The sequence below is a fragment of the Variovorax atrisoli 110B genome (assembly GCF_000382045.1).
Classification (GTDB): Bacteria; Pseudomonadota; Gammaproteobacteria; order Burkholderiales; family Burkholderiaceae_C; genus Variovorax; species Variovorax atrisoli.
Genome location: NZ_KB907451.1, coordinates 1 through 22,932 on the forward strand (window position 1 = coordinate 1; position 22,932 = coordinate 22,932).

The following is a 22,932-nucleotide window of genomic DNA, read 5'->3' on the forward strand; positions in this document are numbered from 1 at the left end:
GTCATTTCAGCGGAGCCTTGTAGTCTAGCACGATTTTTTCAAATCAACCAAACTATTTTGGCTTTTCGCATCTGCCAACCTCTTCTTTCGCAACCCGCAGTCTTCACCGCAAGCCGCCGAATCAGTCGTTTCAGCGAAGCCTTCGATTATGCACCGTTTTTTAAGAAGCGGTCAACTTTTTCGAAGACTTTCTTCACCACACACAACCAGCATCCCAGGACACCAGCCGCTTAAACAACACAAGGCCGTCAGTAGCGAAGCCCTCGAGTATATGACAGATTTCCTCGGTCCGTCAACTTCTGCACGATTCTTTTTGATCGGTCCTTACGCCAGACCAAGACAAGCCTTAGAAGTGGGCCAAAAAAGAAAGCCGCCCCTAGGGCGGCTTTCTTCATCCAGCGCTTCGCTTCTCTACTTATTAGTAGTAGCGCGAGCTGTTCATACGGCGCATCGCTTCGTACAGCGTGGGCATGCGCACTTCCTGCGAACGGACATTCATGCGGGCCAGCGCATCGATCTTTGCTGCCTCGGTTGCCGACACGGTGCCTTCCGACTGCTGGCGCCACATGGCGGCCTGCAGCTCCTGCATCACGCGCGGGTCGCTCTGCGCAGTGGCGAGGAAGCGGGCATCCGCATGCGCGGCGGCACGGCGTTGAGCAGCGGAGCGCCATGCCGAGGCAAGGCGGCCCTGGCGGATCGAGCCTGCGAACAGTGCGAACAAGGCGATGGCTGCAATGCAGAACACCGCCCAGGCAGCGAGCAGGCCGCCTTCGTTCCAGTTGGAAACGAGCGACTCGGTCACCACCAGCACCGCCGCCGCGATCGCGACGATCAGCAGTGCGATGAGCGGGCGGGCGCCGTTGGCACCGGCGCGGGCGGCCTGGATCTGGCCGAACAGGACTTCGGCGCGACGCACGCCGGGGTGGACAGTAGGTTGGTCAACGTGAACGAAGCTGGTCATGATGCATCCCTCCTGGGACATTGGTAATCAGTGGTGGCGAACAAGGCCGATGGGGTGATATTAGGGATTACCCCAGTGTTTATCCACTTTATCTTTCTGATGTTTATCATTCACACCACTGATGGACGTCAACTTTCGCACGCTCGACCTCAACCTCCTCCGCGTCTTCGACGAGGTGATGGCAGAGCGCAACCTCACGCGCGCGGCCCGGAACCTGTCCATCACCCAGCCGGCGGTGAGCAACGCGCTCCGGCGCCTGCGGGAAGTGCTGGGGGACGAGCTGGTGCGCCGCTCCGGCGCAGGCGTCGAACCCACCCCTCGTGCGCTCGCCCTGTGGCCGACCGTGCGCGATGCCCTTCGCCAGCTGCAGCACACGCTCGCGCCCGGGGAGTTCGACGCGGGCACGGCCGACACCACCTTCCTGCTGGCCATGGCGGACGCAACCGCGGCCGAGCTCATACCAGGCCTGGTGCAGATTGCGGAAAAGGAAGCCCCGGCCATTTCGCTGCGCGTGCTGCCGCTGACCACGCGCGACCCGCGCCGCATGCTCGAGCAGGAAGAAGTGGACATGGCCGTCGGCTACTTCCCGGCGGTGATCGCCAGCCTCGCTGCGCGCGGCCAGTCGGGCGTGGGAGTCCCGTTCGAGACCCAGCGGCTCTACCTGGGCCAATATGTATGTGTGATGCGGCGCGGCCATCCGCTGGCGAAAGCGCCGCTGACGCTCGATGACTACTGCGCGGCGCGGCATCTGCTGGTGAGTTTTTCCGGCCGTCCCTACGGTTTCATCGACCAGACGCTGGGCGCGATGGGGCGTGAGCGGCGCATCGTGGTGACGGTGAACCAGTTCTTCACCGCGGGCCGGGTGGTGGCCAATTCCGATCTGCTGACCGTGCTGCCCCGTCACTTCGTGACCGTGACCGGCATCGACGACCAGCTCGTGCTGCGCGACCTGCCCTTCGACCAGCCGCCGGTGCACGTGGACGCCATCTGGCACCGGCGCGCCCAGCACGGGCACTCTCACGAGTGGCTGCGTAATGCGCTGCTGCGCTCTGCAGCCGCGGCTTTCGCCGGGTCGGTCCTCGGACAGAAGGTGCCCGACTGACCTTGCTTGTCAGTTGGTGGATCAGCGGACGACGCTGAGCCAGGCGCTGGCGGCGGCGCGCAGTTCCTGGGCGTGGCGGGCGCCACGGCCGGCGCGGATGTCGGCGCTTTCCATCAGGGCGGCGGCGTGGCTGGCCGGCGCATTGGCGCTTGAAGAACGGAAGAAACGGGCCACTTGGGCGAGAAGGCTGAACATGATGGTGCGCGGCTTGTGGCTGCGCTGGAGTGGTTGATGTTTCAAGAATAAGGGTTAACCCTATAAATTCAAGCCAAACCTTATGCGCGTCATGCATGGGGCAATTCACCTAGACTGGCCCGACGATGAAGCTGCAACTGCTTTCCGACCTGCACCTGGAGTCCCACCCGCACTTCCGGGCCGAGCCGCTTCCCGGTGCCGACATGCTGGTCCTGGCGGGTGATATCGGGTCCTATCAGCAGGACTCCCGCCTGATCGACCCCGATTTCGGCCTGGGCCGCTTCTCGCCCCGCAACGGATGGCCGGTGCCGGTGATCTACGTGCCGGGCAACCACGAATACGACAACGTCGACTTCGACGAGACCCACGAGCGCCTGCGCGCGCTCTGCGACGAGCTCGAGATCATCTGGCTGGAGCGCGAATCCCGCGTGATCGAAGGCGTCCGCTTCGTCGGCACCACGCTCTGGGCCGATTTCGACGCGCTCGCCGAGCCGACCGACAGCCTCGCCGAAGCGCTCAAGAAGCGGGGCAAGGCGATGCGCGCGGCCGATTTCTATCTTGAAAAAGCGGCCACCATGCGTAACGGCGAACTCTTCCTCGCCGCGCAGCTGCGGGAGCAGGCGCTCGCCTGCCAGGAGTGGCTCACGCAGGCGCTGGCCGAGCCTTTCGACGGCACCACGGTGGTCGTCACGCACTTCGCGCCCAGCCTGGAGAGCGGAGACCCGCGCTACGGCCTGACACCCGGCACCGCGGGTTTCTGCAACGCGCTCGACGCGCTGCTGCCCCACGCGCAGCTCTGGCTGCACGGCCATCTGCACTGTCCGTCCGACTACGTGAAGAACGGCTGCCGCGTGGTCGCCAATCCGCTGGGCTACGCGCGCAACGGCGAGCAGGAAGGCTACAGGCCGCAACTGCTGATCGAGGTGCCCGACACCCGGCAACCGCAGCGGTAACGGCCGGCAACGCCTCCGCAGCCTCGGCTGTGTAGACTGGCCCGATTCCATCCGAACGACGGGGGAGCGCGCCATGACGCAGCAGCAGAAACAACAAGGACGTCGCCACTTCCTGCAGCAGGCCGCCGGCGCCGCCGCGACCACCGGCGTGCTCTCGTTCTGGCCGCAAGCCTTCGCCCAGAAACCGCCTGAGGCGACCACCGGCCGAGCCCTGGGACAGCTCTCGATGGCGGAGATGTCGCGCCGCCTCGCCGCCGGAAGCCTCAGCAGCAGCCAGCTGGTGGAAGAAGCGCTGGCCGCCATCCAGAACCCCGCCGGCGAAGGCGCCCGCACCTTCATCCGCGTGCATGCCGATTCGGCCCGTGCCACCGCCGCGCGGCTCGACGCCGAGCGCAAGAGCGGCCGACCCGCCGCGTCGCCCATCGCAGGCATCCCGATCTCGCTGAAGGACCTGTTCGACGAAGCCGGCGTCACCACGCTGGGGGGCTCCACGGTGCTGGCCGGCCAGCCACCGGCCGCGCGCGATGCCATCGTGGTCGAGCGGCTGCGGCGTGCCGGCGCGATCATCATAGGGCGCTCCAACACGGTCGAGTTCGCCTACACCGGCCTGGGCATCAACCCGCACTACGGCACGCCGAAGAACGCCTACGACCGCGCGACGGGCCGCATCCCCGGAGGCTCGACTTCGGGCGGCGCGATCTCGCTGACCGACGGCATGGCGGCCGGCGCGATCGGCACCGACACCGGCGGATCGCTGCGCATCCCGGCGGCCCTCAACGGACTGGTGGGCTTCAAGCCGACGCAGCGGCGCGTTCCGCTCGACGGCGTGCTGCCGCTGTCGACCTCCTTCGACTCCGCCGGGCCCATGGCCTGGACGGTGGAAGACTGCGCCCTGCTCGATGCCGTGCTCGCCGCCGAGCTGCCGCGTCCGCTGCGGGTGCTGCCGATGCGCGGCCTGCGCTTCGCGGTGCCCGGGACCTTCTTCCTCGACGAGCTCTCGCCGCCGGTGGCCGCGGCCTTCGCGTCGGCACTGGCCAAGCTCTCTGCCGCGGGCGCGACGGTCACCGAGCTGCCGATGGCCGAGTTCGCGAGGGCGCCGAACATCAACCCGCGCGGCATGATCACCGCCGCCGAGGCCTTCACCTGGCACCGCGAGTTCATCAAGACCGGCGCCGCCAGGTACGACCCTCGCGTGCTGGCCCGCATCAGGACCGGCGAGACGATCACCGCGCCCGACTACCTGCAGCTCCAGGCGCTGCGCCGCCAGTTCATCCGCTCGATCAACACCGCGGCCGCAAGCTACGACGCGATGCTGATGCCCACCACGCCCGACATCGCTCCGCCCATCGCCGAGGTGCTGAAGGACGACGAAACCTACTACCGGATCAACGGCCGCATGCTGCGCAACCCCTCGGTGGTGAACCTGTTCGACGGCTGTGCGCTCTCGGTGCCCTGCCATGACGCGGGCACCGCGCCGGTGGGGCTGATGGTGGCCGGCATCGGCAACACCGATCACCGGCTGCTGGCGGTCGGCGCGGCGGTGGAGGCGGTGGTGACGCCGCGGCGCGCCCTCAGCAGCTGAGCGCCGCACCGCCAGGCGGCCGCCGGCGCCCGGGATTCAGGCGCCGCCGCGACCCTTCGCCACCAGCTTGATGCCCGGCATGAGCTCGGCCGCGAGTTCGGGCCGCTCCAGCGCGTAGTCGAGGTTCATGCGCGCGATCTCGACGTGCTCCTCGCCCAGCGCCTGCGCGCGCGAGCCCTGCCCGCGCTCGATGGCCTGCACCATCGCATGGTGGGTGCGGTGCGCCTGGCGCATCCACTGCTGGCCCTCTTCCATCGACGACTGCATCGGCAGCATCGCGCTCGGGGCGGCGAAGGGCTGGCCGCCGAGCATGTCCATCACCCGCTTGAGCGCGAGGTTGCCGCAGCCTTCGATGATCAGCTTGTGGAAGCGGTCGTTCATCTCGACGTAGGCGGCGTAGTCGTCGAGCTCCATGCTGGGCTTGTTCACGGCGCGGTCGCCGTCTTCCAGGCAGTCCTTCAGGTCGCGCAGCAGCTGGCGCGAGGCGCCGTCCTCGGCCAGCAGGCGCGCGGCGAAGCCTTCGATCACGCCGCGCACGCGGATGGCGTCGGCCACCTCCTGCGAGGTGAAGCGGCGCATCTGGTAGCCGCCACTGGGCGACTGCTCGATCAGCCCTTCGTGCTCCAGGCTGGCCAGCGCCAGCCGCACCGGGGTGCGCGAAGCCTCGAGCTTCTCGGCCAGCGGGATCTCGGCCAGCCGCTCTCCGGGCACGAATTCGCCCTTGAGGATCATGTCGCGCAGTTGCACGAGCACGCGGGATTGTTGGGAGTCCATGGACGAATTCTAGGAGACGGGCCCCGCATTGCACGCAGCGTATTTACTCTGGCTCGGTTGTTGCATGCATTGCTTCACAAGCAGTGTCAAAAACTGACGATACGCTCAGCGTTTACCCTGATTTTGGCGTTCGAAGGCCCCAGATTGGGGCAATTTTGCAGATGAAAGTTTGACCGGGATCGAGGATCACCAAGACAATGCATACAGTTGCATGCAATGGCTGCAAGCCTCTTTCCACAGTCCCCACGATGGAGCCCGCACGATGATCAGCGCAGAGCAGAACGATTTCATCACCCGCGTCGGACCCGGCGCCCCCGCCGGCAAGCTGCTGCGCCGCTACTGGCAGCCGGTGGCCCTGGCCGACGAACTGGCGGGTCCGCGCCCGGTCAAGCCGGTGAAGCTCATGGGGCAGGACTTCGTCCTGTTTCGCGACGAGAGCGGCCAGCTCGGCATGCTCGACCGCGACTGCCCGCACCGCGGCGCCGACCTCGCCTTCGGCCGGCTCGAGAACGGCGGCCTGCGCTGCGCCTTCCACGGCTGGCTGTTCGACGCCAAGGGCAACTGCCTCGAGACCCCGGCCGAGCCCGCCACCAGCAAGCTGTGCACCCGCATCAAGCAGTCGGCCTATCCGGTGGTCGAGAAGAGCGGCGTGGTCTTCGCCTACATCGGCGAGGGCGAGCCCCCGGCCTTCCCCGAGTTCGACTGCTTCGTCGCGCCCGACAGCCACACCTTCGCGTTCAAGGGCCTGTTCGAGTGCAACTGGCTGCAGGCGCTCGAGGTGGGCATCGACCCGGCACATGCCTCGTACCTGCACCGCTTCTTCGAGGACGAGGACACCTCCGAGAGCTACGGCAAGCAGTTCCGCGGCGCCTCGGCCGACTCCGACATGCCGATCACCAAGGTGCTGCGCGAGTACGACAGGCCCGACATCAGCGTCGAGCCCACCGACTACGGCTTCCGACTGAAGGCGCTGCGCAAGCTGTCGGAAGACACCACCCACGTGCGCGTGACCAACCTCGTGTTCCCGCAGGCCTTCGTGATCCCGATGAGCTCCGAGATGACCATCTCGCAGTGGCACGTGCCGGTGGACGACACGCACTGCTACTGGTACGCCATCTTCACGAGCTTCACCGGCCCGGTCGACAAGCAGCAGATGCGCGAACAGCGCCTGAAGCTCTACGAGCTGCCCGACTACACCTCGCGCAAGAACAAGCGCAACAACTACGGCTACAGCGTCGAGGAACAGCTCACCGAGACCTACACCGGCATGGGCGACGACATCAACGTGCACGACCAGTGGGCGGTGGAGTCGCAGGGCCCGATTCAAGACCGCACGCGTGAGCACCTGGGCAGCACCGACAAGGGGATCATTGCCTACCGCCGCGTGCTGGTGAAGGCGATCGAGGCCACGCTCGCCGGCGAAGGCGCACCGATGGTCATCGACGCCGCGCAGGCCAGCGCCATGACCGGGCCGCCCTCCATCGACGGCATCGGCCGCAACGTCGCCGACGAGGCCGCCACCGAGGCCTACTGGCAGGACGCCGACCGCGCCCGGCGACTGAAGTCGGACTGGGCCTCCGCACGCCTGGCCGCCGCCTGAGCCCCGCTCACAGGACACAAGCGCCATGAGCAGCCACACATTCGTCGACCGCTTCGGCCTCTGGAGCGAAGACCAGCACGCGCAGGCCAGGGAACTGGTGCGCCGCATCGACGGCGGCGAGGTCGACCTCGTCCGCTTCGCCTGGCCGGACCAGCACGGCATCCTGCGCGGCAAGACGCTGGTCGCGGCCGAGGCGCGCTCGGCCCTCTGGGAGGGCGTCAACCTCACCTCGACCCTGCTGGCCAAGGACACGTCGCACAAGACCGTGTTCCCGGTATTCACCCAGGGCGGCGGCTTCGCGGTCGAGGGCCTGCAGGGCGGTGCCGACTTCACCATCGTGGCCGACCCCGCCACCTTCAAGGTCCTGCCGTGGTCGCCGCGCACCGGCTGGGTGATGTGCGACGCCTACATGGCCGACGGCAAGCCCTGCCCCTTCGCCACGCGGCAGATCCTGCAGCGCGCGGTGCGCCAGCTCGACGAGCTGGGGCTGGACCTCATCGCCGGCCTCGAGGTGGAGTTCCATGTCTTCAAGCTCGACGACGCGCGCATGGGGCTGGCCGACTCGGGCCAGCCCGGCGAGCCGCCGCGCGTGTCGCTGCTCTCGCACGGCCACCAGTACCTCACCGAGCTGCGCTACGACCGCGTCGACGGGCTGATGGAGCTGCTGCGCTCGCAGCTCATGGCGCTGGGCCTTCCGCTGCGCTCGCTCGAGATCGAATTCGGCCCCAGCCAGTTCGAGCTGACCTTCGGTCCCACGGCCGGCGTCATGCCCGCCGACACCATGGTGCTGCTGCGCAGCGCCATCAAGCAGGTCTGCCAGCGAAACGGACTGCATGCCACCTTCATGTGCCGGCCGAAGATCCCGAACGTGATGTCCAGCGGCTGGCACCTGCACCAGTCGCTGCGCCGCAAAGGCGACGGGGTCAATGCCTTCATGCCGGAAGCCGCGGGCGGGCAGCCGCTGAGCGAGACCGGCATGCACTACCTCGGCGGCCTCAAGGCGCACGCCTGCGGCGCCGCGGCGCTGGCGAGCCCCACCATCAACGGCTACCGGCGCTACCGCCCCTTCTCGCTCGCGCCCGACCGCGCGATCTGGGCCAAGGACAACCGCGGCGCGATGCTGCGCGTGCTCGGCGGCCCGGGCCAGTCGGCCACCCGCATCGAGAACCGCGTGGGCGAGCCGACGGCCAACCCGTACCTGTACCTGGCGTCGCAGCTGTTCTCGGGCCTCGACGGCATCCGCAACCGGATCGACCCCGGCCCCTCCGCCGACGCGCCCTACGAGACGCCGGCCGAGCAGCTGCCCCGTTCACTGGGCGACGCCCTCGCCTGCCTGCGCCGCGACGAGATGCTCAACGCGCAGATGGGCAAGACCTTCGTCGACTACCTCTGCCACATCAAGGAAGCGGAGATCGCCCGCTTCAACCTCGAAGTCAGCGAGTGGGAACACCGCGAGTACTTCGACATGTTCTAAACCCCATGCCCACGATCCACTACATCCTCAAGGACGGCACCACGCGCGAGGTCGACGCCAAGGTCGGCGCCAGCGTGATGGAGACCGCCATCCGCGGCAACGTGCGCGGCATCGATGCCGAGTGCGGCGGCTGCTGCTCCTGCGCCACCTGCCACGTCTACGTGGACGACGCCTTCATCGACCTGCTGCCGCCGCCCGACGACATGGAGAGCGCGCTGCTCGACGTCGTGGCGTCGGAGCGCCGGCCCGGTTCGCGGCTGAGCTGCCAGCTCAGCATCACCGCGGCCTTCGATGGCCTCACTGTGCGCGTGCCCGATACGCAGGTCTGACGCCTGGCTCGGGCATCATCGCGCGCTTCGCTTGCACCCGGTTACACGAAAGCAGCGCCCCGTCGGGCGCATCCACTCCACCTGAAAGGTCCTTTTCCATGACGATGACCAAGAGAACCCTCCTCTCGACCCTGCTTCTGGCCGGCCTCGGCCTTGCGGGCGCCACGGCGCATGCGGCCGACGAGCCGCTGCGCATCGGCCTCATCGCCACCTACTCGGGCCCGTACGCCGACTACGGCCGCCAGTTCGACGCCGGCATCGCGCTCTACCTGAAGGAGCACGGCGGCAAGGTGGGCGGCCGCACCGTCGAGATCATCAAGAAGGACACTGCCGGCCCCGCGCCCGACGCCGCCAAGCGCATCGCGCAGGAGCTCATCGTGCGCGACAAGGTGAACGTGCTCACCGGCCTGGACTTCAGCCCCAACGCCTACGCCGTGGGCGCCATCGCCACGCAGGCGAAGATCCCGACCATCGTGATGAACGCGGCCTCGTCGGCCATCACCACCAGCTCGCCCTACGTGGCGCGCCTGTCGTTCACCGTGCAGCAGGTCACCGACCCGATGGCGCGCTACATGCTCAAGGAAGGCATCAAGGACGCCTACACCGTGGTCGCCGACTACGCCTCGGGCGTCGACGCGGAAACCGCCTTCAAGAAGACCTTCACCGCCGGCGGCGGCAAGGTCTCGGGCGAGGTGCGCACGCCGATGAACAACCCCGACTTCTCCGCCTACGTGCAGCGCATCAAGGACGCCAAGCCCCAGGCCGTGTTCTTCTTCTTCCCCTCGGGCGTGATGCCGCCGGCCTTCCTGAAGGTCTGGAAGGAGCGCGGCATGGAGCAGGCCGGCATCAAGCTCTTCGCGACCGGCGAAGCCACCGACGACAGCTACCTCGACGCCACCGGCGACGTGGCGCTGGGCCTGGTCACCAGCCACCACTACTCCTTCGCGCACCCGTCGCCGAAGAACCAGAAGTTCGTGAAGGACTTCGCCGCCGACAACGGCACCAAGCTGCGCCCGAGCTACTTCGCCGTGACTGCCTACGACGCCATGGCCGCCATCGACCTCGCGCTGGCCAAGACCAAGGGCGACACCTCCGGCGACAAGTTCATGGACGCGCTCAAGGGCCTGAGCTTCGAGAGCCCGCGCGGCCCGGTGGAGATCGACCCGGTCACGCGCGACATCGTGCAGACCGTCTACATCCGCAAGACCGAGCGCGTGAACGGCCAGCTGGTGAACGTGGAGTTCGACAAGTTCGAGCGCGTGAAGGACCCGGCGAAGGAAGGCACGGCCGCCAAGTAGGCGCGCTGCATCCGATCGTTCAGTCAATCAGCCAGCGAGTCAGCCAGCGGGAAATTCATGGGCATCGTGATCTTCGACGGAGTGGCCTACGGCATGCTCCTCTTCCTCATCGGCGTGGGCCTGTCCATCACGATGGGGCTCATGAATTTCGTCAACCTCGCGCACGGCAGCTTCGCGATGGTGGGCGGCTATGCCGCGAGCGTGCTGATGAGCCGGTTCGGCGTGGGCTTCGGCCTCTCGCTCGCCGCCGCCTTCGTGGCGGCGGCCGTGCTGGGCGCGGTGCTGGAGTTCGTGTTCTACCGGCGCCTGTACCGCGCGCATCCGCTGGACCAGGTGCTGCTGTCGATCGGCGTGGTGTTCGTGTCGATCGCAGCCTTCACCTACTTCTTCGGCCCGACGATGCAGCCCTTCGCGCTGCCGCCGGCGCTCGATGGGCAGGTGTCGCTGGCGGGCCTGGAAGTGGGCCGCTACCGGCTCTTCCTGATCGTCTGCGGCGTGGTCGTGCTGGCCGCGCTGCTGCTGGGCCTGGGCAAGACGCGCTACGGCGCGATGGTGCGCGCGGCGGTCGACAACCAGCGCGTGGCCGGCGGCACCGGCATCCACGTGCAGCGGCTCTTCTTCCTGACCTTCTCGCTGGGCTGCGGCCTCGCGGGCCTGGGCGGCGCGCTGAGCCTGGGGATGCTGGGGCTGGAGCCCTCGTTTCCGCTCAAGTACCTCGTCTACTTCCTGATGGTGGTCTGCGTCGGCGGCGCGGGCACCGTCACGGGGCCCTTCATCGCGGCGCTGCTGGTCGGCATCGTCGACGTGGCGGGCAAGTACTACCTGCCGGAGACCGGCGCATTCCTCATCTACGTCTTCATGATCGTCATGCTGCTGGTGCGGCCGAATGGCATCGTCGCGAAGAAGGGGCTCGCATGAAAGCCCTGAACCTTTCCCCCGCGCAGCTGCGCATCGCCGAAGCGGCCTTCTGGCTCGCGCTGGCGTCGAGTTTCTTCCTGCTGCCCGACAAGCTCACGCTGATGAGCCAGGTGCTGATCTTCGGCCTGTTCGCGGTGTCGCTCGACATGGCGCTGGGCTACGCGGGCATCCTCACCGTGGGCCATGCGGCCTTCTTCGGCGCCGGCGCCTATGCGGCGGGCCTGCTGGCCAGGTACGGCTGGAGCGAGCCCTTCAGCGGACTCGTGTTCGCGCTCGCTGTGTGCGGCGCGCTGGGCTATGCGCTGAGCTACCTGGTGGTGCGCGGCGCCGATCTCACGCGGCTGATGATCACCATCGGCGTGTGCGTGCTGCTCTACGAACTGGCCAACCGGCTCTCGGGCATCACCGGCGGCACCGACGGGCTGCAGGGCGTGGTCATCGCGCCGGTGCTCGGCTTCTTCGAATTCGACCTCTACGGCAAGACGGCGTTCGGCTACGCCTTCGGCGTGGTGCTCGCGATGTTCCTGCTGGTGCGGCTGGTGCTGCGCTCGCCCTTCGGGCTGGCGCTGCGCGGCATCCACGACAGCCGCAAGCGCATGACGGCCATCGGCTCGCCGGTGGAGGCGCGGCTGCGCATGGCCTACGCCTTTTCGGCGGCGGTGGCCGGCGTGGCGGGCGCGCTGCTGGCGCAGACCACGCAGTTCGTCGGCATCGAATCGATCGGCTTCAACCGCTCGGCCGAAGTGCTCATCATCCTGGTGCTCGGCGGCACGGGGCGGCTCTATGGCGGGATGATCGGCGCCATCGTCTACATGCTGGTGCACGACTGGTTCGCCGACATGAACCCGCAGTACTGGATGTTCTGGCTCGGCGTCTTCCTGATCGCCGCCGTCATGCTGGGACGCGGCGGCATCATGGGCGCGCTCTCGCGCCTCGTTCGCACGGGGAAGGCGCGATGACGAACGCCACGCACACCCTGCGCACGCAGGACCTCGGCGTGCGCTTCGGCGCCTTCCAGGCCGTGGCCGAGGTGAACCTCTCGCTCGAACCCGGCGCGCGGCAGGCGCTGATCGGCCCCAACGGCGCCGGCAAGACCACGCTCATCAACCTGCTGACCGGCGTGCTCAGGCCCACCAGCGGCAGCATCCACATGGGCGCGGCGAATATCACGCGACTCTCCGGCGACAAACGTGCGCGAATGGGTCTGGCGCGCACCTTCCAGATCAACACGCTCTTTCCCAGCCTCACGCCGCTGTTGTCGGTGGTGCTGGCGATCAGCGAGCGCGAAGGGCTGGGCGCCACCTGGTGGCGGCCGCTGAAGGGCTGCACCGCGGTGTTCGACGAAGCCCATGCGCTGCTTCGCACGCTGAAGCTCGACAGCCTCGCCGACGTGCCCGTGGCCGAGCTGGCCTACGGCAAGCAGCGGCTGCTCGAGATCGCGCTCGCGCTGGCGGCGAAGCCCCGCATCCTGCTGCTCGACGAGCCGGCCGCCGGCGTGCCGGAGGACGAGAGCGGCGAGCTGTTCGAGGCCATCGCGGCGCTGCCCGCGGACATCAGCGTGCTCTTCATCGAGCACGACATGAAGCTGGTCTTCCGCTTCGCCCGCCGCATCTCGGTGCTGGTGGGTGGACGCATCCTCACCGAGGGCACGCCTTCGGAAATCGGCGCCGACCCGCGCGTGCGCGAGGTCTACCTGGGCAGCTCGCACCTCCACCACCACCCACACCCACATGCCTGAAGCACTCGCCTTCGACAACGTCACCGCCGGCTATGGCAACGCCGTGGTGCTCGACCGGCTCGACTTCTCCCTGCAGCAGGGCGAGAGCCTCGCCATCCTCGGGCGCAACGGCGTGGGCAAGACCACGCTGCTCGAGACGCTGATGGGCAACACCCGCGTGATGCAGGGCGCGATCCGCTGGCAGGGCACGGACATCGTGCGCTGGCCCTCGCACCAGCGCGTGCGCGCGGGGCTGGGCTGGGTGCCGCAGGAACGCGAGGTGTTCCCCTCGCTCACCGTCGAGGAGAACCTCACCGTGATCTCGCGCCTGGGCGGCTGGAACCTCAAGCGCGTCTACGACTTCTTCCCGCGCCTGCGCGAGCGGCGCAGCAACTACGGCAACCAGCTCTCGGGCGGCGAGCAGCAGATGCTCGCCATCGGCCGCGCCCTCATGACCAACCCGAAGCTGCTGCTGCTCGACGAGCCCATGGAAGGCCTCGCGCCGATCATCGTGGAGGAACTGGCGGCGGCGATCCGCCGGCTGTGCGAATCGGAGGGGCTCGCGTCGATCGTGGTGGAGCAGCACCCGGTGCTGGCGCTGGAGATGACGCACAAGGCCATCGTGCTGGAGCGCGGCACGGTGGTGCATGCGGGGCCCAGCGCGGAACTGGCGGCCGACCAGGAGCTGCTGGAAGGCTTGCTGGGCGTCGGGGTTTGATTGCAGCCCCCCGCGGAACCGGCTTTGCCGGGCCGCAGGCGTCGCCCCCGGTAAGGAGGCTGGCGAAGCTATACGAAGCGCGCGAAGCCTGGGGCAGTACCTGGCCTAGCTCAGCATCTGTCCGCGGCTGCCGATGACGGCCACGTCCACGAACTGGCCGCCTTCGCGGTTGGTGCGTCCGTAGTTGATCTTCACGCCGCCGAGGTCGAAGTTCTCGATGCTGGCGAGGCCCGACATCACCGAGGCGCGCGTGAGCGTGCCGCCCGCGCGGCGCATGCCTTCGGCGAGCACGGCCGCGTTCAGATAGCCCTCCAGGCTGGTGAGCGAGAAATCCTTGACGCCGTTGGCCACCATGTCGGCCTGGTAGCGGCGCACGACCTCGAACCTGGTCGCGTATGGCGAGGGCACGACGATCACGAAGCCCAGGCCCTTGGCCAGGTCGCCCATGGCCGACAGCGCGCTGGCCGTGATGGACAGGCCGTAGGCCGAGCTGCTGTTGCCCGCCTCGCGCAGCGCCTTCAGGAACACCGGCGCCGTGCCGGCCAGCCCGACCACCACCACCTGCGGCTTGGCCTTGGCGATGGCTGCTGCGGCGGGGCCCACTTCCATGCTGGTGGTGTTGGGCGTGGTCGCGATGACCGCGGGCTCCAGCTTGGCCTTGGCCAGCGCGCTCTTGAAGGCCGCCAGCACCGACTGGCCCAGCGGGTCTTCCGAATGCACGAGGCCGATACGGCTCTGGCCCAGCACGGCGGCGGTGCTCACCAGTTTCTCGACCTCCTGGTCGTAGTTGGCGCGCACCCAGAAGGTGTTGGGCGCATTCTTCTTGCGCAGCGAGATCGTGCCGGTGATGGGCCCCACCACGGCCATGCCGGGCACCGCATCCATCACCTCGGCCGTCTGGCGCGTGCCCAGGGGGTGCACCAGCGCGAGCACCGAGCTGTCCTTCTCGAAGGCCAGGGCATTGGCCTTGGCCACGTCGGGCTTGAAGGTGTCGTCGGCCATCACGAGCTCGACCTTGGTGCCGTTGATGCCGCCGGCCTTGTTCAGCGCGTTGAAGAAGGCGCTGGAGCCCTGGTAGAGGCCCTGGCCGTTGGCCTTCTCGACGCTGCTGTTGTCGAAGGTCGTTCCCACGCGCACCGGCCGGTTCTGCGCGAGCGCCGGAAAGCCGAGGCCGGCGGCGGCAGTGGCGGCGGCCAGGCCGGTCAGCGCACGCCGACGGCTGGAGGAAAGCGGCGCAATCGACTCGCGCGGCATGGGAACGGTCATGGTCGAAGTCTCCGGAAGTGAATGCGTCTGTGACAAAAGTTCACACTCTTTCGAGGAATGTAACGCACCTTCCCGCCCGAAAGATGACCTTGGCGGCTACTTCTTGGCCGGCTTCGGCATGGCCGCCACATAAGGGGCGTCGGTCAGCGTGCCGAGGAAGGCGCTGATCTCGTCGATCTCCTCCTCCGTCAGTGCGGGTGTTGTGCCGGGGCGACGGTTCATCGGGGTGGAGTTGACGTTGATGTTGCCCCGGTAGGCGGCGGGCACGTCGTCGAATGTCGGCTTGCCGTGGTACCACTTGGCGGGATCGGTGGAACGTGTGGCGTAGAACGCGACCGCCTCGCGCAGGGTGGTGAACACGCCGTTGTGCATGAAGCTCTGGCGCACCGCCACGTTGCGCAGTCCCGGCGTGCGGAAGTAGCCGCACCACTGGTTCGGCTCCGGCCAGCGCAGCCGGGCCGCCGTGCGGCACAGGCCGTTGTCGAAGCGGCGCGCATCGCGGTTGGCCGGCAGCGCGAGGTTGCGCGGCACGGCGATGGCGTCGTAGCCGAAGTCGGTGAAGAGCGAGCGCTCCGGCCGGCTCGCCGTGTCCGACAGCGTGTGGCACGACATGCAGTTGCCCTTGTCGGGGTTCTTGAACAGCGCGAGGCCGCGCATCTCCTGCAGGCTCAGCGGCGCTCGCTTGCGCAGGTAGTCGTCGAAGCGGGAGCTGAAGGGCGCCATCTCGTCGCTCTGCAGGTATGCCTGCAGCGCCTGGCCGATGCCCTTCACCGCCTGTTCGGGGTCGCGCAGCACGCGCGGCCCGAAGGCCAGCGACATCGCGGGAGCCAGGTCGGTGCCGCGCAGCTTGCGCAGCAGGCTCTGCGGCGAGGCGTTGTTCATCTCGTCGGGGTCGAACAGCGGGCCGCGCGCCTGCTCGGCAAGCGTGTCGGCGCGGCCGTCGGCGAAGAGGCCGCCGAAGGGCGAGGCGAAGGGCGCGTCGTCGTCCTGGTAGAAGTGCCGCCGCGGCACGTAGCGCACGTACAGCAGCGAGGGCGCCGTGCGTGCGCTGAAACGGCCCGGCCGGCTGCCCTGCGGCGTGCGCGGGCCCGACAGCGAGGCCGCGTTGAGCGTCGAGGTGAAGGCGCGCAGCGGATCGTGGCAGCTCGCGCACGAGGTGCCCTGCGGCTGCGAGAGGCGCGTGTCGAAGAAGATGCGCCTGCCCAGCGCGGCGAGCGCCGGGTCGGGCCTGAACGTGGCCTCGGTGGGATCGATGCGCGCGGAGACCTTGGGCGTGGCGCCGATGCGTTCGACGACCACGCTCGGCGGGCCGCCCGGGTTGATCTCCACGGTAGTGGTCGCGGCAAGGGCGACGGCGGCCGCACCCGCCCAGACTACGCAGGCAGCCGCCATCGCCATCGCCGGCGCGGCGCGCATCGTCACGGCGTCAGGAAGCCGGTCTTGTCGCAGGCCAGCGTGCGGCCGGTCTGCTGGCAGGTGGCGAGCAGCTTGCCCGCCACCGTGTAGGCCTTGAAAGTCCAGCCCACGGCGGGCGAAGCCTTGCGCTCCATCAGCATGAAGCCGAAGCTGCTGTGGTGCGTGATGCGGTCGACCGTCACGTCGGGCGCGGGCGCCGTGCCGGCGGGCAGCGGATCGGGCAGCGCCACGTCGAGGTTGTCCCCGCCGTTGCCGGACACCACCGTAGCGGGATGGTCGGTGGCGAAGTTCAGCGCCTGGAAGTCGTGCACGTGGCCGTGCAGCGCGATGTGCACGCCGCTCGGGTAGTAGGCCTTGGGGTTGAGGTTGCCCATCACAGACTGCAGCGCGAGGTTGCCCGAGGCCGGGGTCTGGCCCGCGACCGGCGCGAAGGCCAGGATGGGATGGTGGTTGGTGAACATCGTGGTCGTGATGCCGGGCTTGGCGGCCAGCGTCGCGACGGTCTGGAACTGCTTCTGGTAGGCGATGAACTGCGGATCATTGGTCGCCAGCGCCGCCTTGCCGGCCTTGGCCGAGTCGAACACGATGACCTGCGACCCCGTGCCCAGCTGCACCGCGTAGGGCTCGGAGTAGTTGCCGGTGCTGTCGTTGGCCGGGTCGTTGCACGAGCGCTTGTCGGCATACGGGCGCGGATCGAGGAAGCGCATCCAGCCCTGGCCGCCGCGTGCGCATTCCTCGTGGTTGCCGCGCACCACGATCCACGGTGCCTTGGCCAGCAGCGGAGCAGCCGGCTTGAAGAAGTCGGCCTGCCAGGTGTCCCAGCCGTAGCCCCAGGGGCTGTCCTTGCAGCCGGCGATGTCGTCGGGGCAGACGTTCTCGCGGTAGTGGTAGTCGCCGATGTGCAGCACCAGGTCGGGGTTGAATCCGGCGCCGGTGGCTGCGATCGGCGCGAAGGGCCATACCGTGCTGTCGTTGCAGGGCTGGTAGGCCTTGTCGGCCTTCTTCAGGCGGCAGCCGGTGTCGGCGAGCACCAGCACGCGCTGCGGCTCGGCCTTGGGCAGTGGCAGGGTGCGGGTGCCGATGGCGGCCTGCTTCGCGTCGGCCGGCAGCGTGGTCTCGCAGGCCGACACGGGAAAGGCGGAGGGTTTGGAATCGGCCGGGTCGCTGGCGGTGGTGCGCAGCGCCATCGTGCCGGCGGCCACGCGCAGGGTCATGCGCGTCGTCTTGCCGTCCACCGTGATCTGCGGGCACACGGCATTGGCGTCGGCCGTGGTGGCCGAGGCCGGCGCGGTGTAGCTTGTGATGGCGCGCGCAATGGCGGCGTTGTTGTCGCCGATCTCCACCCACGTGGCCTGCAGGTTGGCGTCGGCCGAGGCGGCGTCGGACTGCGGGGCGGGCGCGGGAGCCGGCGCAGGCGCCGGAGCGGGCGCTGGGGCCGCCGGCGGCCCCAGGACGATCGACTGGCCGTTGTCGCCGCCGTTGCAGCCCTGCAGCAGGATGGCGGTGCAGGCCAGGCCGGCAAGCCAGCGCAGGTCGGGCATGGCGCGCGGCGCGGGGGCCGCGGTGGGGGTGGTGCGCATCGGGGAATCCCTCTGGTTGTTGTGTCGTGGGACGCCGCAATCTAGAGGGCCAGTGTGCAATCCGTATTACACGGCCACGGTGCGCCAGGGGGGCGCGGAGAGCGCAGGAGGCAAAAGAACGGCTACAGCAGCTCTTCGCCCACGATGGGCAGAAGCAGCCAGTTCTTGAAGCGCAGCCAGAGGAACTCGCCCGGTTCGTCCTCGTGGACGATGTCGCCGCCGGCGTCGTCGTACTCCAGCCACTGGACGCGCCGGCCGTCGGGGCCCAGGCGCAGGCGGTAGCCGAGGTTCACGCGCTCGCCGCTCATGAGCCGGTCGTAGTCCTTCACCAGTTCGGGGCTGTCGATGACCAGCCCGATCTCGGTGTTGACCGCGGCCGAGCGGTGGTCGAGGTTCATCGAGCCGATGAAGAAGCGCTCGTCGTCGACGATCGCCAGCTTGGCGTGCAGCCGGCTGATCGACTTGCCGAAGTCGCCGAAGCGCCCCGAGCGCCCGGTGAGCGTGGGCGCGATCTCGTAGATAGTGACGCCGATCTTCAGCATGTCGGCGCGGTAGCGCTCGTAGCCCGCATAGGCCAGCGGCTCGTCGGTGGCGCCCAGCGAGTTCGTCACCACCGTGATGCGGCCGCCGCGGTCGATGGCCTTCTTCATCATCGCCATGCCGCGCGCGCCCGGAATGAAGTACGGCGAGCCGATCTTCACCTCGCGCTCGGCCGAATTGATGACGCTGAGCGCGCCCTCCGTCACGCTGCCGGCGTAGGCGGCGTCGGCCTTGCGCGTGATCTTCTCGGGGTCGTCCACGAACAGCGTCGACGGCGCCCAGTAGCGCTCCACGTTGCCCGCGATGAGCTGCTGCCCCACGGGCGACTTGTCGAGCACGTCGCGCTGGTGCATGGCCACGTCGGGCACCGCGGTGCGCGCGATCTCGTCGAAGCGCTTCTGCGCCTGCTCCGCGGGCATGCGCAGCGGCGCGATCTGCTCGATGGGGCGCACGTGCTCGCTGTTCCAGTAGCGGTCGAAGCCCTCGGACATCTGGCGCACCACCGGGCCGCTGGAGAGCACGTCCATGTCGATGAAGTTCGCCGCCGTGCTGCGCATGAAGTATTCGTTGGCGATGTTGCGCCCGCCCGAGACCGCGAAGCTGTTGTCGGCCACAAGCAGCTTGTTGTGCATGCGGTGGTTGATGCGGCCGAAGTCGCTCAGCGAGAACAGCAGCCGCGTCGCTAGCGAATCGGCGCGCGAGGGCAGCGGGTTGAACAGCCGCACCTCGATGTTCGGGAAGGCCGACAGCGTGCTGAACACCTCGTCCTCGCCGCCGGTGTAGAGGTCGTCCACCAGCAGCCGCACGCGCACGCCGCGCGCTGCGGCCTCGCGCAGCTCCTTGAGGAACAGCAGGCCGACGTCGTCCTTCTGGATCAGGTAGTACTGCACGTCGAGCGACTTCTCGGCGTGCCGCGCGAGCGAGATGCGCGCGTCGAACGCGAAGGCTGCCTCCGGCAGCAGCCTGAAGCCCGAGAGCGAGGTCGACCCGCCGGGCGTCCCCTTGGCGGCGAGCTGTCCGAGCTCGGTCTGCGCCACGTCGGTGAAGGCCGTGACCACCGGGCGCGGCTGCGGCGGCGGCAGGCTCGCGCAGCCCGCCAGCCAGAGGGCGGCGGCGCCTAGGGCGAAGGCGGCGAATCGGCGGACGGTGGAGGCGCGCATGGGCCGAACTGTAGCTCGCGGCGGCCCCCGATGGCGGGCCTATCATCGAAGCGAAACAAAAGGAAAAGAAGCGTGCTCAACGGCTTGTGGCTGGGTTTCTTCGGGGTGGCGACGCTGGCGGCGCTGGGCCGGTGGCTCGTGGGCGGCGACCCGACGGTGTTCGCGGCGCTGGTCGAGGCGCTGTTCGCGATGGCGCGCCTGGCGGTCGAGGTGATGGTGCTGCTGTTCGGCACGCTGACGCTGTGGCTGGGCTTCCTGCGCATCGCCGAGGCGGCGGGGCTGGTCGGCTGGCTCGCGCGGCTGCTGGGGCCGCTCTTCCGGAGGCTCATGCCGGGCGTGCCCGCGGGGCACCCGGCGCTGGGGCTCATCACCATGAACTTCGCGGCCAACGCGCTCGGGCTGGACAACGCGGCCACGCCCATCGGCCTGAAGGCGATGCGCGAGCTGCAGCGGCTGAACCCCGACCCTGTGACGGCCACCAACGCGCAGATCCTCTTTCTCGTGCTCAATGCCTCGTCGCTGACGCTGCTGCCGGTCACCATCTTCATGTACCGGGCCCAGCAGGGCGCGGGCGACCCGACGCTGGTGTTTCTGCCGATCCTGCTGGCCACCAGCGCCTCCACGCTGGTCGGGCTGCTGTCGGTGGCGGTGGCGCAGCGGCTGCGGCTGTGGGACCCGGTGGTGCTGGCCTACCTGTTGCCGGGCGCGCTGCTGCTGGGCGGCTTCATGACCCTGCTGGGCACGCTCTCGGCGGCGGCCATCGCCTCGCTGTCGTCGCTGCTGGGCAACCTCACGCTGTTCGGCGTGATCGTCGTGTTCCTGCTGGCGGGCGCCATCCGCCGCATCAAGGTGTACGAATGCTTCATCGAGGGCGCGAAGGAAGGATTCGACATCGCAAAGAACCTGCTGCCCTACCTGGTGGCGATGCTGTGCGCCATCGGCGTGCTGCGCGCCTCGGGCGCGCTCGACTTCGCGCTCGGCGGCCTGCGCTGGCTGGTGACGGCGGCGGGGCTCGACGCACGCTTCGTCGACGCCATGCCCACCGCGCTGGTCAAGCCCTTCTCGGGCAGCGCGGCGCGCGCGATGCTGATCGAGACCATGAAGAGCCACGGCGTCGACAGCTTCCCTGCCCTGGTGGCCGCCACCATCCAGGGCAGCACCGAGACCACCTTCTACGTGCTGGCGGTGTACTTCGGCGCGGTCGGCATCCAGCGCACGCGGCACGCGGTGTCGTGCGCGCTGCTGGCCGAGCTGGCGGGCGTGGTGGCTGCCGTCGCGGTCTGCTACTGGTTCTTCGGCTGAGCCTTCGGCTCGACGATCGGGAACATCGGCTCGAAGGTATCGAGCATCGACATCAGCTCCGCCAGCTTCGCGCGGTCGCCGTCGATCTTCACCTTGCCCGCAAGCACCGCCGCCGGGAAGCTCGTTTCCTTCAGCGTGATCGCGTCGAGCGTGGCGCGGTTCAGCGTCACCGTGGCGTCGGCGTCGGCGTCGGCGTCGGGCTGGCGGCCGGCGATGTGCGTGAGCGCGGAGTTCTCCAGCGTCAGCACGAACTGCTCGTTGGAATCGGTGAAGTTCCAGTTGATGGCCATCTTCCTTCCCTCGGCCTTGGCGGCATTCAGCCGCACGCCCAGGAAGTCGAAGAACAGGTCGTTGCTCACGGCCTTGAGCGAATCGGCATTGGCGCTGTTGCCGCCCGCGATCTTCGGCACGCCGTTGCGCAGCTCCATCGCGCCCACCAGGTAGGCGCTGCGCCAGGTACCGGCTTCCGACTGGTAGCCCATCTGCTCGAGCGCATCGGCGCCCAGCTCGCGGGCCGCGCGGTTGGTCGGGTCGGCGTACACGACCTGGCTCATCGCGCTGGCCACCCAGCGGAACTCGCCCTTGCCGAAGTCTTCACGGGCGCGCGCCAGCACCGCATCGGCGCCGCCCATGTACTCGACGGTCTTCTTCGCATAGGCCACCGGCGGCAGCGGGTTCAGGTTGGCGGGGTTGGCGTCGTACCAGCCCAGGTACTTTTGGTAGACGGCCCTGGCGTTGTGCCGCAGCGTGCCGTAGTAGCCGCGCGCGGACCACTCCTGCTCCAGGCTCGCTGGCATGCGCAGCGTCTCGGCGATGTCGGCCGCGGTGTAGCCCTGGTTGAGCAGGCGCAGCGACTGGTCGTTGATGAACTTGTACATGTCGCGCTGCTTCTTCAGCAGGTCGACGATCCGGTCCTGCCCGAAGGTCGGCCAGTGGTGCTGGGCGATCAGCACTTCGGCCTTGCCGCCGAAGGCCACGCGGGCCTCGTCGATGTACTTCGACCACAGGTTGCCGTCGCGCACCTCCGCGCCGCGGATGGTGTAGAGGTTGTGCATGTTGTGCGTCACGTCCTCCGCCATGTTGAGCACGCGGAACTGCGGCAGGTACATGAGCATTTCCGAAGGCGCCTCGGAGCCCGGCACCAGCCTGAAGACGAACTGCACGCCGTCGATGGTGCGCTCCTCCGTCGGCTTGTCGATGGTGGAGGTGGGCGCGATCAGCGACATGGTGCCGCGCGCCAGCGCCTTGCCCAGGCCGGTGTCGACCTGCCCGCGCGGACCCGGCGGCAGCAGCGTGCCGAACTGGTACTGCGAGCGCCGGCTCATCGCGTTGCCTGCGAGGATGTTCTCGGCCACGGCCGTTTCCATGAAGCCCGAGGGCGCGAGCACCTGCACCTTGCCTGCCTTCACGTCGGCCTCGTCGACGACGCCCTTCACGCCGCCGAAGTGGTCGGCGTGGCCGTGCGTGTAGATCACCGTGCCCACGGGCTTGCGCGGGCGGTGCTGGTAGTAGAGCTCGAGCGCGGCGCGCGCGGTCTCGGCGGCCAGCAGCGGATCGATGACGATCAGCGCGCTGTCGCCTTCCACGATGGTCATGTTGGCGATGTCGAAGCCGCGCACCTGGTAGACGCGCTCGGTCACCTTGAACAGGCCGTGGATCGCATTGAGCTGCGCCTGCCGCCACAGGCTGGGGTTGACGGTGTCGGCCGGCGCGTCCGCCTTGAGGAAGTCGTAGGGCTTCATGCTCCAGACGGGGCGCACGCCGGCGCCCGGCACCAGCGCGTCGGGCACGGTGCCGACGAAGCCGTGCATCGCGTCCTCGAAGTCCTGCCGGTTGGCGAACGGCAGCGTCTTCGCCATCTCGGCATTGGCCTTGAGCGTGGAGGGCTCGGGCGCCTTGGGCGCGGCCTGCGCGAAGGTGGCGGACGGTGCGGCCAGCGCGCATGCAAGGGCGACGAGCGCGGCGGAGAAGGACGAAGGAGAAGCTGGCAAGGAAGAAGTCATCCGGCGATTCTGCGAAGCGACCGAATCACTGGCAAATGCAAAAT

The 22,932-nt window shown here is 68.5% G+C and carries 21 protein-coding genes; 13 read left to right on the forward strand and 8 right to left on the reverse strand.

Annotated elements, in window-relative coordinates:
- The coding region (locus tag G369_RS39225) for a hypothetical protein (protein ID WP_208604386.1) at positions 1-234 on the forward strand (234 nt) is incomplete at its 5' end.
- A 184-nt stretch (positions 235-418) separates the two neighbouring features.
- On the opposite strand, the gene G369_RS0107995 is transcribed toward G369_RS39225, so the two are convergent.
- Positions 419-961, reverse strand: coding sequence for a hypothetical protein (locus G369_RS0107995; protein ID WP_020722991.1), 543 nt, complete (start codon positions 959-961; stop codon positions 419-421).
- A gap of 121 nt (positions 962-1,082) precedes the next feature.
- Between G369_RS0107995 and G369_RS0108000 the strand changes: the two genes are divergently transcribed.
- A complete protein-coding gene (locus G369_RS0108000; RefSeq protein WP_019653465.1) occupies positions 1,083-2,063 on the forward strand; it encodes a LysR family transcriptional regulator in 981 nt (326 codons plus the stop codon).
- Between the two features lie 21 nt (positions 2,064-2,084).
- Here the strand turns inward: G369_RS0108000 and G369_RS35525 are convergent, their stop codons facing one another.
- Positions 2,085-2,258 carry a hypothetical protein gene (locus tag G369_RS35525; protein ID WP_019653466.1) on the reverse strand — a complete coding sequence of 58 codons (174 nt, stop codon included), beginning with the start codon at positions 2,256-2,258 and terminating at the stop codon, positions 2,085-2,087.
- 125 nt (positions 2,259-2,383) lie between these two features.
- Here G369_RS35525 and G369_RS0108010 point away from each other — a divergent pair, with 125 nt between their 5' ends.
- Complete coding sequence (locus G369_RS0108010) at positions 2,384-3,211, forward strand: metallophosphoesterase (protein ID WP_019653467.1); 828 nt, start codon at positions 2,384-2,386, stop codon at positions 3,209-3,211.
- 73 nt (positions 3,212-3,284) lie between these two features.
- Positions 3,285-4,793, forward strand: coding sequence for an amidase (locus G369_RS0108015; protein ID WP_019653468.1), 1,509 nt, complete (start codon positions 3,285-3,287; stop codon positions 4,791-4,793).
- Positions 4,794-4,829: 36 nt separating this feature from the next.
- Here G369_RS0108015 and G369_RS0108020 read toward each other — a convergent pair whose 3' ends face one another.
- Positions 4,830-5,567, reverse strand: coding sequence for a GntR family transcriptional regulator (locus G369_RS0108020; protein WP_019653469.1), 738 nt, complete (start codon positions 5,565-5,567; stop codon positions 4,830-4,832).
- 262 nt (positions 5,568-5,829) lie between these two features.
- On the opposite strand from G369_RS0108020, the gene G369_RS0108025 reads away from it, so the two are divergent.
- The 8 genes from G369_RS0108025 to G369_RS0108060 all read left to right on the forward strand — a co-directional run bounded on the left by G369_RS0108025 (position 5,830) and on the right by G369_RS0108060 (position 13,621).
- Entirely contained in the window at positions 5,830-7,167 is a 1,338-nt protein-coding gene (locus G369_RS0108025) for an aromatic ring-hydroxylating dioxygenase subunit alpha (protein WP_019653470.1), read from the forward strand.
- 25 nt (positions 7,168-7,192) lie between these two features.
- Positions 7,193-8,641, forward strand: a complete 1,449-nt coding sequence (locus G369_RS0108030) for a glutamine synthetase family protein (RefSeq protein ID WP_019653471.1) — start codon at positions 7,193-7,195, stop codon at positions 8,639-8,641.
- 5 nt (positions 8,642-8,646) lie between these two features.
- Positions 8,647-8,970 (forward strand): 2Fe-2S iron-sulfur cluster-binding protein, encoded by a 324-nt coding sequence (locus tag G369_RS0108035; protein ID WP_019653472.1) that lies wholly within the window; start codon positions 8,647-8,649, stop codon positions 8,968-8,970.
- Between the two features lie 98 nt (positions 8,971-9,068).
- Entirely contained in the window at positions 9,069-10,268 is a 1,200-nt protein-coding gene (locus tag G369_RS0108040) for an ABC transporter substrate-binding protein (protein WP_019653473.1), read from the forward strand.
- A 57-nt stretch (positions 10,269-10,325) separates the two neighbouring features.
- Positions 10,326-11,186 carry a branched-chain amino acid ABC transporter permease gene (locus G369_RS0108045; RefSeq protein ID WP_019653474.1) on the forward strand — a complete coding sequence of 287 codons (861 nt, stop codon included), beginning with the start codon at positions 10,326-10,328 and terminating at the stop codon, positions 11,184-11,186.
- Entirely contained in the window at positions 11,183-12,145 is a 963-nt protein-coding gene (locus tag G369_RS0108050) for a branched-chain amino acid ABC transporter permease (RefSeq protein ID WP_019653475.1), read from the forward strand. The genes G369_RS0108045 and G369_RS0108050 overlap by 4 nt, the downstream gene beginning before the upstream one ends.
- Positions 12,142-12,924, forward strand: coding sequence for an ABC transporter ATP-binding protein (locus G369_RS0108055; RefSeq protein WP_019653476.1), 783 nt, complete (start codon positions 12,142-12,144; stop codon positions 12,922-12,924). The genes G369_RS0108050 and G369_RS0108055 overlap by 4 nt, the downstream gene beginning before the upstream one ends.
- Positions 12,917-13,621 (forward strand): ABC transporter ATP-binding protein, encoded by a 705-nt coding sequence (locus tag G369_RS0108060; RefSeq protein WP_019653477.1) that lies wholly within the window; start codon positions 12,917-12,919, stop codon positions 13,619-13,621. Before G369_RS0108055 ends, G369_RS0108060 begins: the two co-directional genes overlap by 8 nt.
- Positions 13,622-13,726: 105 nt before the next feature.
- Here G369_RS0108060 and G369_RS0108065 read toward each other — a convergent pair whose 3' ends face one another.
- The 4 genes from G369_RS0108065 to G369_RS0108080 form a co-directional block, all read right to left on the reverse strand.
- A complete protein-coding gene (locus G369_RS0108065) occupies positions 13,727-14,887 on the reverse strand; it encodes an ABC transporter substrate-binding protein (protein ID WP_019653478.1) in 1,161 nt (386 codons plus the stop codon).
- A gap of 96 nt (positions 14,888-14,983) precedes the next feature.
- Positions 14,984-16,303 carry a cytochrome-c peroxidase gene (locus G369_RS0108070; protein ID WP_019653479.1) on the reverse strand — a complete coding sequence of 440 codons (1,320 nt, stop codon included), beginning with the start codon at positions 16,301-16,303 and terminating at the stop codon, positions 14,984-14,986.
- A 2-nt stretch (positions 16,304-16,305) separates the two neighbouring features.
- Positions 16,306-17,883 carry a metallophosphoesterase gene (locus tag G369_RS0108075; protein ID WP_019653480.1) on the reverse strand — a complete coding sequence of 526 codons (1,578 nt, stop codon included), beginning with the start codon at positions 17,881-17,883 and terminating at the stop codon, positions 16,306-16,308.
- Positions 17,884-18,005: 122 nt separating this feature from the next.
- Entirely contained in the window at positions 18,006-19,583 is a 1,578-nt protein-coding gene (locus tag G369_RS0108080; RefSeq protein WP_019653481.1) for a phospholipase D family protein, read from the reverse strand.
- Positions 19,584-19,655: 72 nt separating this feature from the next.
- Here G369_RS0108080 and G369_RS0108085 point away from each other — a divergent pair, with 72 nt between their 5' ends.
- A complete protein-coding gene (locus G369_RS0108085) occupies positions 19,656-20,885 on the forward strand; it encodes a nucleoside recognition domain-containing protein (protein ID WP_019653482.1) in 1,230 nt (409 codons plus the stop codon).
- Here the strand turns inward: G369_RS0108085 and G369_RS0108090 are convergent.
- Positions 20,867-22,888, reverse strand: coding sequence for an alkyl/aryl-sulfatase (locus G369_RS0108090; protein WP_020722993.1), 2,022 nt, complete (start codon positions 22,886-22,888; stop codon positions 20,867-20,869). The genes G369_RS0108085 and G369_RS0108090 overlap by 19 nt on opposite strands.
- Positions 22,889-22,932 lie beyond the last annotated feature (44 nt).